At 40.2% G+C, this 16102-nt stretch carries 12 protein-coding genes and 1 tRNA gene; 8 read left to right on the plus strand and 5 right to left on the minus strand.

Features of this window, described 5'->3' with window-relative positions:
- Positions 1 to 56: 56 nt before the first annotated feature.
- The 4 genes from ACO05G_RS18605 to ACO05G_RS18620 all read left to right on the plus strand — a co-directional run bounded on the left by ACO05G_RS18605 (position 57) and on the right by ACO05G_RS18620 (position 3282).
- The gene (locus ACO05G_RS18605; protein ID WP_348283428.1) at positions 57 to 434 is read left to right on the plus strand and encodes a TraR/DksA family transcriptional regulator; all 378 of its coding nucleotides are present in this window, start codon (positions 57 to 59) and stop codon (positions 432 to 434) included.
- Positions 435 to 995, plus strand: a complete 561-nt coding sequence (gene scpB, locus ACO05G_RS18610; protein ID WP_421764094.1) for an SMC-Scp complex subunit ScpB — start codon at positions 435 to 437, stop codon at positions 993 to 995.
- A gap of 20 nt (positions 996 to 1015) precedes the next feature.
- Positions 1016 to 1762, plus strand: a complete 747-nt coding sequence (locus tag ACO05G_RS18615; RefSeq protein WP_421764095.1) for a pseudouridine synthase — start codon at positions 1016 to 1018, stop codon at positions 1760 to 1762.
- A 191-nt stretch (positions 1763 to 1953) separates the two neighbouring features.
- Positions 1954 to 3282 (plus strand): ammonium transporter, encoded by a 1329-nt coding sequence (locus tag ACO05G_RS18620; protein WP_348283431.1) that lies wholly within the window; start codon positions 1954 to 1956, stop codon positions 3280 to 3282.
- Positions 3283 to 3301: 19 nt separating this feature from the next.
- Here ACO05G_RS18620 and ACO05G_RS18625 read toward each other — a convergent pair whose 3' ends face one another.
- The 5 genes from ACO05G_RS18625 to ACO05G_RS18645 all read right to left on the minus strand — a co-directional run bounded on the left by ACO05G_RS18625 (position 3302) and on the right by ACO05G_RS18645 (position 11344).
- Positions 3302 to 4705 (minus strand): glutamate synthase subunit beta, encoded by a 1404-nt coding sequence (locus tag ACO05G_RS18625; RefSeq protein ID WP_421764096.1) that lies wholly within the window; start codon positions 4703 to 4705, stop codon positions 3302 to 3304.
- Positions 4706 to 4715: 10 nt separating this feature from the next.
- A complete protein-coding gene (gltB, locus tag ACO05G_RS18630) occupies positions 4716 to 9155 on the minus strand; it encodes a glutamate synthase large subunit (protein ID WP_421765725.1) in 4440 nt (1479 codons plus the stop codon).
- A 140-nt stretch (positions 9156 to 9295) separates the two neighbouring features.
- Positions 9296 to 10201, minus strand: a complete 906-nt coding sequence (locus ACO05G_RS18635) for an alpha/beta hydrolase (RefSeq protein ID WP_421764097.1) — start codon at positions 10199 to 10201, stop codon at positions 9296 to 9298.
- A gap of 40 nt (positions 10202 to 10241) precedes the next feature.
- A complete protein-coding gene (locus ACO05G_RS18640; RefSeq protein ID WP_421764098.1) occupies positions 10242 to 10835 on the minus strand; it encodes a TetR/AcrR family transcriptional regulator in 594 nt (197 codons plus the stop codon).
- A 436-nt stretch (positions 10836 to 11271) separates the two neighbouring features.
- A tRNA-Phe gene (locus ACO05G_RS18645) sits at positions 11272 to 11344 on the minus strand.
- 84 nt (positions 11345 to 11428) lie between these two features.
- Between ACO05G_RS18645 and ACO05G_RS18650 the strand changes: the two genes are divergently transcribed.
- The 4 genes from ACO05G_RS18650 to ACO05G_RS18665 all read left to right on the plus strand — a co-directional run bounded on the left by ACO05G_RS18650 (position 11429) and on the right by ACO05G_RS18665 (position 16073).
- Entirely contained in the window at positions 11429 to 12739 is a 1311-nt protein-coding gene (locus ACO05G_RS18650; RefSeq protein ID WP_421764099.1) for a 4Fe-4S dicluster domain-containing protein, read from the plus strand.
- On the plus strand, positions 12736 to 13530 hold the full coding sequence (locus ACO05G_RS18655; RefSeq protein ID WP_421764100.1) for a (Fe-S)-binding protein: 795 nt from the start codon (positions 12736 to 12738) through the stop codon (positions 13528 to 13530). Before ACO05G_RS18650 ends, ACO05G_RS18655 begins: the two co-directional genes overlap by 4 nt.
- Positions 13531 to 13552: 22 nt before the next feature.
- Entirely contained in the window at positions 13553 to 14017 is a 465-nt protein-coding gene (locus tag ACO05G_RS18660; protein WP_421764101.1) for a hypothetical protein, read from the plus strand.
- Between the two features lie 79 nt (positions 14018 to 14096).
- Positions 14097 to 16073 carry an OmpA family protein gene (locus ACO05G_RS18665; RefSeq protein WP_421764102.1) on the plus strand — a complete coding sequence of 659 codons (1977 nt, stop codon included), beginning with the start codon at positions 14097 to 14099 and terminating at the stop codon, positions 16071 to 16073.
- Positions 16074 to 16102 lie beyond the last annotated feature (29 nt).

The following is a 16102-nucleotide window of genomic DNA, read 5'->3' on the forward strand; positions in this document are numbered from 1 at the left end:
ATAAGCTGAGTATTTTCGCATGATTTTACGTTATAAGATTAATAAACTCACCTACTATGAGCGAAAAAACAAGATATTCTGACGAAGAACTTAAAGAATTCGAGGAGCTCATTCTTCAAAAATTAGCTAAGGCGAAGGAGGAATTAAATACGCTAAAAGGTTCACTAACTCGTGAATCTGATGATAGCGGCGATAGCTTTTCATCTGTAAAAACCTTGGAGGATGGTGCAGATACAGCAGAGAAAGAACAGCTGAGTCAACTTGCGGGTCGTCAGCAAAAATTCATCAATAATCTGGAAAATGCATTAGTTCGAATCAAGAACGGAACTTATGGTATTTGTGTGGATACGGGCAAATTGATCTCAAAAGAGAGACTGATGGCAGTGCCGCATACGACACAAAGCATTGATGCTAAGCTGAATAGGCAGTCTTAAATGGATTACCTGGCTAATCACATACAAGCTTTGGTGTTCTGTTCACCAAAACCTATCGCTGAAGATGAAATTCAAGACTGTCTGAAGGAGATGTTCGACGCTGATGTTCCCGTTGCAGATATTCAGTCGGGGTTAGTAACGATCGAAACTAAATTTCAGTCGGATGATTTTGCGATGGAACTGGTTAAATCCGGAGGTGGGTATCAATTTTTGACTAAGCCGGCCTATCAGGCAAGCATTGGTATTTTACTAAAACAACAATCAAAAAAACGTTTATCCAATTCAGCGTTGGAAACACTCTCTATCATCGCTTATAAGCAGCCTATTACCAAAAGTGAGGCTGAACAGATCAGAGGGGTGAGCTGTGATTATTCTATTCAAAAGTTGCTAGAGAAAGAACTAGTTGAAATAAAAGGCAAATCCGAAGGAGTTGGTAGGCCTTTGCTCTATGGTACAAGCCAAAAGTTCATGGATTATTTTGGAATAAATGATTTGAAAGAACTCCCCACACCGAAAGACTTTACCACGGAAGAAAATTCCATTGGAGAAGAGAAAGAATAAAGTCAGTTAAAACTGACTAAATGATGAAAAGACCCAACAAAAAGGAGATCCAAAAACCTGCGGAGATACGGTTAAACAGGTTCGTTGCAAATGCAGGAGTTTGTTCTCGAAGAGAAGCTGATAATTTAATCGCAGCAGGAAGAATAAAGGTGAACGGTAAGGTGATCACCGAGATGGGCTACAAGGTAAAGAAGACGGATAGCGTTGAATACAAAGGGCAGAAGTTAAAGTCTGAAACACATCAATATGTGTTGCTAAATAAACCCAGAGGATTTGTCACAACTACCAAAGATCCTCACGCAAAGCGCACCGTCATGGAATTGGTTGACAAGGCATGTGATGAACGAATTTATCCCGTTGGTCGATTAGACAAGGAAACCACAGGCTTATTGCTTTTCACCAATGACGGAGAGACGGCAAAAAAACTCACTCATCCATCACATAAAGTCAAAAAGATTTATCAGGTGGAGTTGGAGAAACCTATTGAAAGTGAGCATTTTGAAGCCATACTCAAAGGTGTTAAACTGGATGATGGTCCAGCCACTGTTAATGAGATGGCTATTTTAGGTGAGGATAATAAAACCCTTGGAGTAGAAATTCACATTGGGCGCAATAGGATTGTCAGAAGAATCTTTGAACACCTTGGTTATACTGTTAAAAAGCTTGACAGAGTCATGTTCGCATCGCTAACTAAGAAAAATTTACCGAGAGGAAAATATCGCCACCTTAGCCCAAAGGAGGTTATGGGATTGAAGGGTATTAAATGACCTGATTCATCATTGTAAATTTTACAATAACACTCTTCTTTAATTCGCTATTTTGTAAAATCACCTGAATTTAATTCTCAATATTAGATGATATGTAAATTATTATCGATTTACCTATAAAAAACATGCGCATATATTTATAAAAATTGCAAATGATTAAATTTATGGTTGGATTTTAAACCATAATTATCATGAAACATGCAAATGGAAGAAAAATTGCCTCAATTTTTACCTTAATAGCTATTCCCATCCTCTCTTTTGCTCAAGAAGATGCTTCTATAGATACTGGAAATACGGCCTGGATGTTAATGTCAACGGCCCTTGTAATGTTGATGACTCCCGCAGGACTTGCATTGTTTTATGGAGGGCTAACCCAAAGTAAAAGTGTATTGAATACAGTTGGAATGAGCTACGTTGCATTCATAATAGGTACGATTGTGTGGGTAGTTATTGGGTACTCTTTATCATTTGCTTCTGGAAATGATTTTATTGGTGGATTAGATTATTTATTTCTTTCAGGAATTAATGTCAATGATTTGGTGGCAGGTGCCAATATTCCAAGACTACTAGATGTTGCATTTCAAGGGACATTTGCTTCAATTGCTTTAGCAATAGTGAGTGGTTCAGTAATCGAACGCATCCGCTTTTCTAGTTGGATGTGGTTTTCCATTTTGTGGATTGTGGTTGTTTATGCACCTGTTTGTCATTGGGTGTGGGGTTCCGAGGGGTTTCTTCATGGTGACTTAGACTTTGCAGGAGGCACAGTTATTCATATCAATGCTGGGGTTTCCGGTTTAATCTTAGCACTTCTAGTGGGTAGGCGCATGAATCTCCACGAAGAGCGCAAGCCATCATCCATTAAATTCATGATTTTGGGGTCAGCACTTTTATGGTTTGGCTGGTTTGGGTTTAACGGCGGGAGTGCGTATGGGGCCAACGCGTCAGCCGCTAATGCTGTCCTTGTAACAAACATTGCCGCTTGCGTCGGTGGACTTACCTGGCTTCTAATAGAGCTGTTGATCATTAAGAAACCGACTCTTATCGGAGTAGCATCAGGTGTAATTTCCGGCTTGGTATGCATAACCCCTGCAGCTGGATTTGTCGGGGTTCCTGGCGCATTGATTATCGGAGCAGTTGGTAGTGTAGTAGGATATATAGGTGTTGTGAAGTTGAAGGAATATTTTGGTCATGATGATACACTGGATGCTTTCGGAATGCATGGAATGGTCGGAATTGCCGGTGCATTACTAACCGGACTATTGGCAAACCCTGCAATTGATCCATCTTCTTCCGGGGTGTTTTATGGAAATCCTGATCAGTTTTGGATTCAGCTAAAGTCAGTAGCTGCCACCATAGTGTATTCAGCTTTAGGCACGTTCTTGGTATTTAAAATAGTGGCTTTATTTACAAAGGGTGGTCGAATTACCAAGGATCTTGAACTAGAAGGAATGGATATTGGCTATCATGGCGAACAACATATGGCTATTGAAAAAGAAATTGTAACTGACCTAGCCTCCTGACCTGCGGAACTGTTGGTGTTTAGCCTTTGAGGTAAGCATCAACAGCCTCTGCTGCTTTTCTACCCTCTGCAATCGCCCAAACCACCAAAGACTGCCCTCTACGCATATCACCAGCTGCAAATACCTTTTTTGAAGAGGTCTTAAAGTTTGTTGTGTTCACATTTCCTCGATCGTCCTGCTCAATCTTTAACTGTTCGAGTAATCCTTCTTTTTGCGGATGTAAAAACCCAGCAGCGATCAGAGCCAGCTCACATGGAAGAACATGCTCAGAGCCTTCTCTTTCAACCATTTTACCCTCCTTGAAAGCTACTTCAACCACTTTCAAGCCCGTGAGTTTACCCTTAGATCCAATGAATTCTTTGGTCATCAAGGCCCATTCACGTTCACATCCTTCTTCATGTGAAGTAGATGTTCGTAAGATCATTGGCCATTCCGGCCATGGGTTAGACTTTGCTCGTTCTAGGGGAGGCTTGACCATGATCTCAATCTGAGTGATCGACTTGGCTCCTTGACGATTGCTGGTACCTACACAGTCGGAACCTGTATCTCCTCCCCCGATTACGATGACATTTTTATCAGTTGCAAAAATTCGTTGCTTATCTATTTGTGAAAGATTAGATACTTCCCGGTTTTGTTGTGATAGAAAGTCCATGGCAAAATGAATTCCATCCAGCTTTCTTCCTTTTATTTTAAGATCCCTTGGGATTGTGCTTCCGCCGCATAGGACAATCGCATCAAATTGCTTGTCTAACTCATTGGCCTTAATATCTACTCCAATCTCTGTATCTGTTTTAAACAGAATACCTTCTTCCGTTAGCAAGTCAACTCTTCGTTCTACTACCCACTTTTCTAACTTAAAATCAGGTATTCCGAACCTTAGTAACCCACCTGGCTTTGAGTCACGCTCAAAAACAGTGACCAGATGACCTGCCTGGTTTAGTAGGTCAGCGGCCGCCAGACCGGCAGGGCCTGATCCAATCACAGCAATTTTATGTTCAGTTCTTACGCCTGGAATTCTGGGTTTCTCCAGACCCAGTTCAAATCCTTTTTCGGCAATGCTTTTTTCAATATGTTCAATCGCCACTGGTGGGTGATTGATTCCAAGTACACATGATCCTTCGCAGGGCGCAGGGCAAATTCTACCGGTAAATTCAGGAAAATTATTCGTTGACTTCAAGATGGTGTAAGCTTCTTCCCAATCCTGATGATACACTGCATCGTTGAAGTCCGGGATTTTGTTTCCTAATGGGCAGCCTGAATGACAGAACGGAACCCCACAATCCATACACCTTGCAGCCTGTTCATTGGTTTTTTCTTCAGCGAAAGGAAGGTACAACTCTTTGTATTCTTGCACCCGCTCAGCTACATCCATTTTTTCAGGAAGCTCCCTATTGTATTCTAAAAATCCTGTTGCTTTTCCCATATTCTCCTTGTTAATAGATTGGAGTCATTGGCATCTCTGCCTTTGCCTCATCAAGAATGCTTTTGTATTTCATAGGGATCACCTTAACCAAATGATTGATGTAGCGATTCCAGTCTAGTAGAATTTCCTGTGCAACGCTGCTAGAGGTATGTCGCAAATGATTAATAATTAATGCTCGCACACGATTAACATCTTCACTATCGATTGCATCGAAAATGACCATTTCCATATTGGTGTTTTCTTTTAGGGTGCCACCAGAGTCTAAAACATAGGCAATTCCTCCGCTCATGCCAGCTGCAAAGTTTTTACCTGTCTTGCCTAATACAAGCACGGTTCCTCCTGTCATGTATTCACAACCATGATCTCCAAGTCCTTCGACTACTGCTACTGCACCGGAATTCCTTACGGCAAAACGTTCACCTGCTATTCCATTGATGTAAGCTTCACCGCTACTTGCCCCGTACAGTGCCACATTTCCAATGATGGTATTATGCCTGGCTCTGAACTTTACGTTTCGTTTAGGATGAATAATGATTCGACCTCCTGAAAGACCCTTGCCCACATAATCATTGGCGTCTCCTTCCAAGGTAAACTTTATACCCTTTGCAAGGAAAGCTCCAAAACTCTGGCCAGCTGATCCGTTGAACTTTAGCTTGATCTGATCCTCGGGCAGACCAGCTTTTCCATGTGATTTTGAAATAATGCTTGAAATGATAGCACCAGTTGAACGGTCAGTGTTTTTGATTTCGTAATCATAAGAAGCAACCTCTCCATTTTCTACTTCCTCTTTCACATCTCTCCATATACGATGATCAATTACATCATCCGTGATAGGCTGTTGTTTTCTAGAATTATACCGTGTATCATTTACTTCTTCATAATGTAATATTGGTGAAATATCGATTCCTCGTGCATCAAGGTTTTTGTTTTGTTCCAACATATGTGCTTGTCCAACCATCTCATGAATGGTTTTGAATCCGAGATCAGCCATAATTTCACGAAGTTCCTGAGCCATGAATCGGAACAGTGTGACTACATCTTCAGGATCTCCAGTAAATAGCTTTCTTAAACGCTCATCTTGCGTCGCAATCCCAACCGGGCATGTATTTAAGTGACATTTTCGCATCATGATGCATCCCTCAGCTATTAAAGCTGCGGTAGAGACGCCCCATTCTTCGGCCCCCAGCAAAGTCGCGATGGCTATGTCCCTTCCGGTCATCATTTTTCCATCAGCTTGTAGCACCACCCGACTTCTCAATCGATTTTTGACCAGTGTTTGCTGTGCCTCTGATAGGCCCATCTCCCAAGGTAGGCCAGCGTGCTTAATGGAACTTAGCGGGGAAGCCCCTGTGCCTCCATCTGCCCCAGAAATTAGGATTGCATCTGCAAAGCCTTTAGCTACTCCCGCGGCAATAGTTCCCACTCCGGTTTCAGAAACCAGTTTTACATTAATTCTTGCATCAGGATTAGCATTTTTTAAGTCAAAAATAAGTTGAGCTAGATCTTCAATGGAGTATATGTCATGATGTGGAGGAGGGGAGATCAAGTCTACCCCTGGTGTTGACATTCGAACTTTAGCAATCCATTTATCAACCTTATGTCCGGGTAATTGACCGCCTTCACCTGGTTTCGCACCTTGTGCAATTTTTATCTGAATTTCATCTGCATTGTTTAGATAGTGAGACGTTACACCAAACCGACCTGAAGCAACTTGCTTAATTCGAGATCGTTCAGAATCTCCGTTTTCTTTCGATTTGTAACGGCTTTCGTCCTCACCCCCTTCACCACTATTACTTTTCCCGCCCATACGATTCATTGCGATAGCGAGCGTGGTGTGTGCCTCATGAGAGATGGAGCCAAAAGACATGGCGCCAGTCGCAAATCTTTTTAAAATTTGATCGACGGACTCTACTTCTTCAAGGGCTATTGGATTTCCTCTTTTAAAGTTTAAGAGATGTCGAAGGTTTACCAATTTCTCTTTGGGATTGTTTAGCCTTTCAGAATACTTCTTGAAGAGATCATAATTCTTCAATTTGGTAGACTTTTGAAGTAAATGGATTGTTTCGGGATCAATTAGATGATTTTCCTGACTCCTTCTCCAACTGTATACTCCTCCGTGTTTTAGCTTAGATTCTTCTATGCAACCGCGTCGATGGTTGTCTCGAATGTCCTCTTCAAAATGATCAAAATTGTTTCCTTCAATGCGAGAAGTGGTCCCTTTTAAACATTTGTTTATGACTTCAGAGGATAATCCTACTGCCTCAAAGATTTGTGCAGATTGATAGGACTGAAGAGTTGAGATGCCCATCTTGGACATGATCTTCAACAGCCCTTTACCAACAGCCTGAACGTAATTATCGGAAACGACCTCTGAAGCAATTTTCTTTTCTTCAGCTATTTTTTCTAACTCTGAGAAAGCAAGGTAAGGCATTACTGCACTTGCTCCATATCCAATGAGCGTTGCAAAATGATGTACTTCAATAGCATCTGCGGCATGCACAACTATGCTTGTTTTCGCACGCAATCGTTTTTCAATTAGCTGATGATGGATAGCACCTGTCGCCAAAAGCGTGGGTATCGGTAGCTTCTCTTTACTTGATCCGGCATCTGATATGATGAGAATTTTTGCTCCTGCCATTACAGCAAGTTCAGCTTCTTTACAGATTCTCTCGATACCCTGTAGTAAAGTCTCATTTTGATCAAATAACGCATTAATAACCTGATTGTTGAAACCAAGATTAGAAAGCTCGAGTATCTTTTGAAAGGTATTTGGTCGTATCACAGGACGTGTGATATGTACTTGGCGGCAGTCTTCAGCTTCTTCAATCAGAATGTTATGACCTTCTCCAATTCTCGTAAATAAGGACATGACTAACCGTTCTCGAATGGGGTCAATTGGAGGATTACTTACCTGTGCAAAAATTTGTTTTAGATAATTAGCAGGATGCTGGGGAAATGCGCTGAGCCCGGCCAGCGGCACTTCTAAGCCCATACTTCCGATAGGCTCTTTGCCATCAAGTCCCATGGGGATCAAAACTTTCTCGATTAATTCCGTCGTATACCCATGAGCAACCTGCAACCTTTTTAATTGACTTTTTTCAATTGTTTCCGGGTCATTAATTGGGCCTGGTAAGAATCGAAGTTTGATTCGGTGTTTTTTGATCCATTCTCCATATGGTTTTTGGTTTGCCACTTCATCTTTTATTTCTTCATCGAACTTGATCAGTCCGGTTTGGAAATCTGCTACAATCATTTGTCCGGGTTGAAGCCGACCTTTAGACTTGATCAACTTTTGATTTAGAGGTAGTGCTCCGGTTTCACTGGCAATAATAAGTCGATCGTCAAAAGTGACCGTATACCTGCAAGGACGTAATCCATTTCTATCCAACGCAGCTCCAATTAAATTTCCATCTGTAAAACATAGCGCAGCTGGTCCATCCCATGGTTCCATGATTGAGGCACTGTATTTATAAAATGCCTTTGTCTTTTCATCTAGTTGCTTGTTGTATTGCCATGCTTCAGGTACCAACATCATTAATGCATGTGGCAGGCTTCTGCCTGACATGATCAGTAGTTCCACTAGTTCGTCCAGATTTGCCGAATCGGATAGGGTATGGTCGCAAATGGGAAGTAGCTTTTGTAATTCATCTTGAGAGAAGTAGGGAGATGCGAGCAACACCTCTTTACTTTTCATTTTATTGACATTGCCCCGAATAGTATTTATTTCTCCATTATGAGCAACATATCTAAAAGGTTGAGCCAAGCTCCATTTAGGAAACGTATTGGTGGAAAAACGTGAATGTATAATGGCAAAAGCAGTAGTAAAGGCTGGATTTTGTAGATCGAGATAGTATTTTTTTAATTGGTCTGTACGCAGCTGTCCTTTGTAAATGATTTGCGTTGTTGATAAGGAGGAAATATAAAATTCCGGATAAGTAATTGCCAGTTGACGAGATGCATACTTTTTGAGAACATAAAGCTTACGTTCCAGGTCCTTGCCCGAAAGGCTAGTGTGAGTTAAGAAAATCTGGAGAATGTGAGGTTCGTTTTCTCTTGCTGTTGGACCAACATACCGATTGTCAACCGGGACTTCCCTTACATGTATTAACTCAAAATTCATGGAGGAGGCAAGCCTGAGAAATTTACTCAGGCATTCTTCCCATGTTGGCTTGGGGAGAAATACCATCCCCAAACCAAATTGATCTTTTTCAAGATGAAGGTTTTTATCTTTTAGTTCTTGGTTTAATAGCGATAATGGGATTTCAGTCATGATGCCAGCGCCATCACCTGTCTCCGGCTCGGCACCACACCCTCCTCGGTGCTCCATATTTTCGAGCATGAGTATTCCGTCACAGAGTATTTGATGAGATGCTTCTCGTTTGATATTTGCAATCAGCCCAATCCCACAAGCATCGTGCTCAAACTCGGGTAAATACATTCCCTTGGTCATCGAATTATCCACTTTCATAACATTGTAAAATACGCTGAAATGAAAGAAATCTATTCGTAAACTGATCAGATTTTAATCGATTTTCTTAAATTTTGAAAAAATTGTAATTAAAGCAATATTTTTTTGAAAATCATTCAGTCTTAATTAATCATTACTCTGTTAAGTATATAATTAATAATGGTTGGATTGGCGATTATTTTATAATGTCCCAGCCCCTTTACATGAACAAAGGAAGCATGAGGCCATGATTCTTCAAGTTCCTCACCTTTCTCAAAAGGAACTATTTGGTCGTCTTCGCAATAGAAAAGATGTGTATCAATGTGTTTTAAATCATTCATTTTGAGTCGGAGATCAAAGTAGTCAATGGGTTGATGAAATCTTTCTTTAACCAATCCGCACATTGACTGATAGACTGCATCATTACACCCCACATCTCTCACGAGATCTTTGAAAAAATACCTGATGTAAGGAGGTGCTGATATTACAAAAAAATGTTTGGGCTGAAATGTAGGGCCAAGCTCACTCAATGCAATTCCGGAAGCAAGTGCACCAATAGAGTGACCAATTACTGTTTGATAAGGTCCATTTTTAGCTATGTGATTTTTTATAATGTCTCTAAACTCAGGCATTGCAGTATGTTTTCCTTGCGAGTTACCGTGAGCTCTCATATCGATCGCGTCAACCTGATAGCCTTTGGTTACGAAAGCGTTGATCATTCTTCTGAAATCTGCCGCTTTAGACCTCCAGCCGTGACAAAGTAGCACTTTAGGTCCAGTGGTTCCCCATCGATAATGTTTAATCAGGTCGCCTTGATAACTGACTTGTGAGATTTCAGCTTTTTTAATCATTTCTCGCTGAGCATCCGTATAAGCTACCCTACCAGGCATAGTAAAGTAATGCCAGATGATACCAGCGGATTTTTTTGGTGAAGCATGCTGCAATACACCTAATCCTTTTTTTATTAACTCAATCTTCCAGTTAGTCTTTGGAGGACGCTCAGCTGGCCGGCTAATATCTTCCCCTTTTATTTCTATGTGAGTAATCATAACTTAATATACCAATCGGTATTTTATTAGATAAATTTTTTTACAAACTAATTTCTTGAATCTGTTTTTTGATGAAACGTTTAACAAATTCAAATGATCGGCCATCCCCTTCAATTCGCGAAACCGAAATAGCCCCCTCGACAATTGCATAAAGGAAGTTTGCGAACTCTTCTGCATCAACATCTTTCTTCACCTGTCCCTCAATTATTCCTCTATTCACAATTTTCATCAACGAATCCTTTAATAGGGCTATAGATCTGATCACTTTGGATCTTAGAAAGGGTAAACTATCATCAGCTTCAATGGAAGAATTTAAAACTGGGCAGCCACCTGGTATGGGCGGTTCTTTCAAATATTCTTCGTAAAAATCAACTATAGCATTTAGTTTTTTAGGGGCAGTATTTTGAGTTCTAATCCTTTTTGATATTTCACCAGCTACTATTTCCACTCCTCTCTCAAATGCGGCAGTTGCTACTTCGTCCTTATTTTTAAAGTTTCCATAAATAGCCCCCTTTGTGATTCCTGTTGCATTGGTGATGTCAGAAATTGATGCAGCGTTATAGCCTTTTGTATTAAAAATGGGTAATGCTTTATCAATTATCAATTGTCTCGTTTGCTCAGGATTTCTTGCCATACCACAAATATACCGATTGGTATATTATAAATCAAACTAATTTAAAAACATTCTAAAAAGGTATGCATGCATACTAAATTCAGTATTTGAATTATCTTCGAGAATTAGAAAAAGGCCAAATGATGATAGACACCAAGCCACCTTGTTTAATTTTCAAAAAAGGCTATATCAATTCAGCTATAGGGTTATCTTTAATTAGTGGTGCTGAGTGGATTCCACCGGACTGGCGTCCATCGGAGTTGCGTTCAACCCACCGACTCAGGGAGTTGGTGTTAATGAATAGGCATAAAAAAAGCCATCCTGAAAAGAATGGCTTACAAAACTGTGGTGCTGAGTGGATTCGATCGGACTGGCGTTCCAGCCACCGACTCAGGGAGTTGGTGTTAATGAATAGGCATAAAAAAAGCCATCCTAAAAAGAATGGCTTACAAAACTGTGGTGCTGAGTGGATTCGAACCACCGACTCACGGATTTTCAGTCCGATGCTCTACCAACTGAGCTACAGCACCAAATTTTGGGTTGGCAAAAGTAGGTATTTCTTTGAAAAGGCAAAATTTAATTTGAAGTTCGTAGCAGGAAATTTTTAAAACATTATGGAATATATCCCTCAAATCATTTTCATCCTCATATTGGGACTCTTTGGTTTTCTCATTTATAGGCGAATTAGGCAGATTTCCAGCAATATCAAGCTTGGGAAGGATGTAGATTTATCAGATAATAAAGGCCAACGATTGAAGAACATGATTTTAGTCGCTTTTGGTCAGAAAAAGATGTTCAAGCGCCCAATCCCGGCATTTTTGCATCTACTTATTTACATCGGCTTTGTCTTAATAAATATCGAAATTTTAGAAATAATCATAGATGGAATTTATGGGAGTCACCGAGTAGCAGCTCCAATTCTTGGTGATTTTTATGTTGGTTTGATCAATTTCTTCGAATTCTTGGCCGTTGGAGTCCTTTTTTCATGTGTTGTATTTCTCATCAGAAGAAATGTTTTAAGAATTAATCGATTTAAAAAAATCGAAATGGTTGGATGGCCATCGCTTGATGCCAACCTTATATTAATCATTGAAATTCTGCTAATGGTAGCAATATTGGGAATGAATGGTGCAGATGGAATCTTGCAACAAAGGGGGACTGATCATTATGTTCAAACCGGATCGTTTTTCTTTAGCGCTTCGCTTTTTGGTTGGCTCTCTTCTTTTGAAACCGCCACACTTGTTTTAATTGAGCGTGCTGCCTGGTGGTTTCATATTGTGGGAATATTTGCTTTCGCACTTTATGTGACCTACTCCAAGCATCTGCATATTTTCCTTGCTTTCCCAAATACCTATTATGGAAAATTGGATCCAAAAGGTAAGATGAACAACATGAATGAGATCACAAATGAAGTAAAAATGATGCTCGGAATGCCTGTTGAGGGAGATAATACCCCACCACCTGAAGGGATGCGATTTGGGGCAAAAGACGTAAATGATCTTACCTGGAAAAATTTAATGGATGCTTACTCTTGTACGGAGTGTGGAAGGTGTACCTCTGAATGTCCTGCCAACTTAACAGGGAAGAAATTATCACCCAGGAAAATCATGATGGATACCAGGGATCGATTGGAGGATGTAGGAAAGAATGGATTGGACGATGGGAAATCGCTATTGGGAGATTATATCACCAAGGAGGAAATAAATGCTTGCACGAATTGCAATGCATGTGTAGAAGCTTGTCCTGTAAATATTAATCCATTAGATATTATCCTTCAAACGAGAAGGTATGTCGCTATGGAGGAATCCGGTTCGCCGGATTCATGGAATGCAATGTTCCAAAATGTAGAAACAAACTTTGCCCCATGGAAATTTGGTGTGCAGGATAGATTTAATTGGTCAAACGAGTTAAAAGAAGGAAAATGAGCGAAATACAAATACCAACCGTAGCAGATTTAGTAGCCAAAGGAGAGAAAGCTGAAGTGCTTTTTTGGGTAGGCTGTGCAGGTTCCTACGACGACCGCTACAAGAGCGTGACAAAGGCTTTTGTCAAAATATTAAATAAGGTAGGAGTGAAATTTGCCGTGTTGGGCCCTGAAGAAACATGCACCGGAGACCCTGCCAGAAGAGCCGGAAATGAATTTCTTTTCCAGATGCAGGCGATGGCAAACATTCAGGTATTGAATGGTTATGAGATCCAAAAGATTGTGACTGCATGTCCACATTGCTTTAATACTTTAAAAAATGAGTATCCTGAATTAGGTGGTAATTATGATGTTATTCACCATTCAACCTTTTTGCAAGAATTGATCAATGATGGAAAAGTAGAGCTAAAAGGTGGAGGAGAGTTTAAAGGACGGAAGATTACGTATCATGACTCTTGTTTCCTAGGCCGAGCCAACAATGTTTATTCTGCACCTAGAGCTGTTCTTGAAGCACTGGATGCTGAACTGGTTGAAATGAAGCGTTGTAAAACCAAGGGGCTGTGTTGTGGTGCAGGAGGAGGTCAAATGTTTAAGGATGCTGAGCCGGGCAATAAGGAAATAAATATTGAAAGAACCGAGGAAGCTCTAGAAACGAAGGCTGATACAATCGCTGTGGCTTGTCCTTTTTGTATGACAATGATGTCTGATGGGGTTAAGAACAAGGAAAAAGAAGATTCAGTCAAAGTGAAAGATTTAGCGGAACTGATTGCAGAATCTGAAGGTTTGGAATGATATGCTAATCCCTTTTGAACAAATGCCGGAAAACGCCCGCTTGTGGGTGTATCAAGCGGAGAGAAAGCTAACTCCCCAGGAAGTTGAGTTAATTTCAGCGAACACAAATGCATTTTTAAGTCAGTGGCAAGCTCATGGGCAAGACTTAAAAGGCTCTTATTGTTTAGAATATGATCAATTTCTGATCATTTCAGTAGATGAGTCATTTAGTCAGGCTAGTGGCTGTAGTATAGATGCCTCTGTTCATTTGATAAAAGCATTAGAGAATGAATTAAAAGTGTCATTTATGACCACTAGTCAGGTTGCTTTTTTAAAAGGAGAGGAAATTAACCTTTACCCTTTTAACCAATTAAAGAAGCAAGTTGAGGAAAGTGCAATTACCCCGAATACGCTAGTCTTTGACAATACCGTACAAAATGTCGCCGAATTTAGATCGAGGTGGTTGACTGAGAGCAAAGAAACCTGGGTAAAAAGATATTTTCATTAGGGAATTTGATTCACTTCTTGTTTCAGGTTTAGCTAATTTCGGATAATCATCTGAACCAGTTTTTCGTTATTGTTATAGTATGCGAATATTTCAATACCTATTTTTCATAATTATCCTTTTTGGTTGTTCTGTTGAAAAGAGCATGAAAAATGCGGAGTTTGATGCCGTCATTTCTAAACTCGGAAATTCTCCCGAAAAAAACTCAACGGAAGAAAACATGATGGTCGGGGATGCTTTTAGAAAGTCCAACCGACTTGTTGAAGCTATCCCATTTTATCAGCAAGCCATCAAGCAAGGAGCTCCAGAAGAAGCAAATCTCTATTTAGCGCAAGGACTTAAGGTAGAGCAGAAATACGATGAAGCACAAAAAGTGCTGGATTCATACCTACTGAAAGCTCGAGATGAAAAGACACAAAAATTAGCTGAAAAGGAACTACATAATCTTCGAAAGATTGATGAATTAAAGGAAAAAGACAGTTATTACCGAGTTAAAAACCTGGACGATATAAATACTGAGAGAGCAGAATATTCACCAGTTTTTAGCAGAAATTACCTCTACTTCACTTCCAATAGAGATGGAAGCAAAATTTATCGAACTACCGGGACACCATTCACGGATATATATCGGGTGGCCACTAAAGGGGCTAATGTAAATCTCGCAACCTTGGATCCATTAGATCCCATCATCAATCACATTGATACCAATGAAGGCTCTGTCGCCATTTCTCCAGATGGTAATTCCATGATTTTTGCTAAGGGAAATGACGGAAAAGCGAAGGGCTATAGTGAGGTCAACCTTTTCTTTACTCGTTACAGAAATGGAAAATGGTCTGAACCAGTACCATTATCTATTAATGTAGCAGATGCTTGGGACTCTACTCCCGCTTTCAGCCCAGATGGGAGCACGCTTTACTTTTCTTCCACCAGGCCGGGTGGATCCGGGGGTGCCGATTTATATCAGGCCAAAGTAAACCGAAGAGGCAGATGGGTAGATGTAAGAAATTTAGGTCCCGAGATTAATTCCCCAGGAGATGATGTCTTCCCATACATAAGTGAAGATGGGAGTTTATATTTTGCTTCTGATGGTCACCCGGGTTTTGGAAAATTGGATATGTTTAGAGCAGTTAGAGAGGGTGGACATGTAAAAATTGAGAATCTGGGTAAACCAATGAATTCCTCTGCAGATGATTTCGGATTTTATCAGTTTAACCTGACAAAAGGATTCTTTACTTCGAACAGAAGAGGTGGGAAAGGCGATGATGACATCTATACATTTATCAACGATGACCCTGATTTGAAAGTGGTCAATTATTTTCTGGTCGGAACTACGGTAACGAAAGACGATGCTGGGAAAGAGATCATCTTACCTAATACTAAGGTGTCACTAACTGCAGATAATGGAGATGTACTTGACGAATCATTTACCAATGCTGATGGTAAGTTTAACTTTCGGGTTTACCCTGAAGAACATTATGATTTAATTGGTGAAAAGTCGGATTATTTCACGGTAAGAAAAGATTTTACAACTATTGGTAAAACGGTTGATAGGACTAAACTAACTGAGTTTATTACCAATGTAACGTTCGAAACAAAGATCATGATGGATCCAATTGTTCTTGAGAAAGCAATTGTTCTCGATAATATCTATTACGATTTGGACAAGTACAACATCCGACCGGACGCAGCTTTGGTTTTAGATTCACTTGTTCAGATCATGAGTGATAATCCTGAGATTTACATTGAGCTGGGGTCCCATACGGATGACAGGGCGGCTGATAATTATAACTTAAGACTCTCTCTTCAAAGAGCCCAATCTGCTGTTAGCTATATAATTGATAAAGGGATAGAATCGAAACGAATTACAGCTAAGGGATATGGTGAGACTCAATTAATTATTAAAAATGCACAGACAGAAGAGGAACATCAAAGAAACAGAAGAACAGAGTTTAAAGTACTGAGATACAACCCACGCGATCGAAATGATGACCTACCACCGGATGAACAGGTCGATGAATATGATCGATTCTTTAAAGATTCTGGTAATGGAAACAGATAAACGCTTTTCTTTGTAAATAAAAAAGAAAG

This window comes from Ekhidna sp. (assembly GCF_965227465.1).
Lineage (GTDB): Bacteria > Bacteroidota > Bacteroidia > Cytophagales > Cyclobacteriaceae > Ekhidna.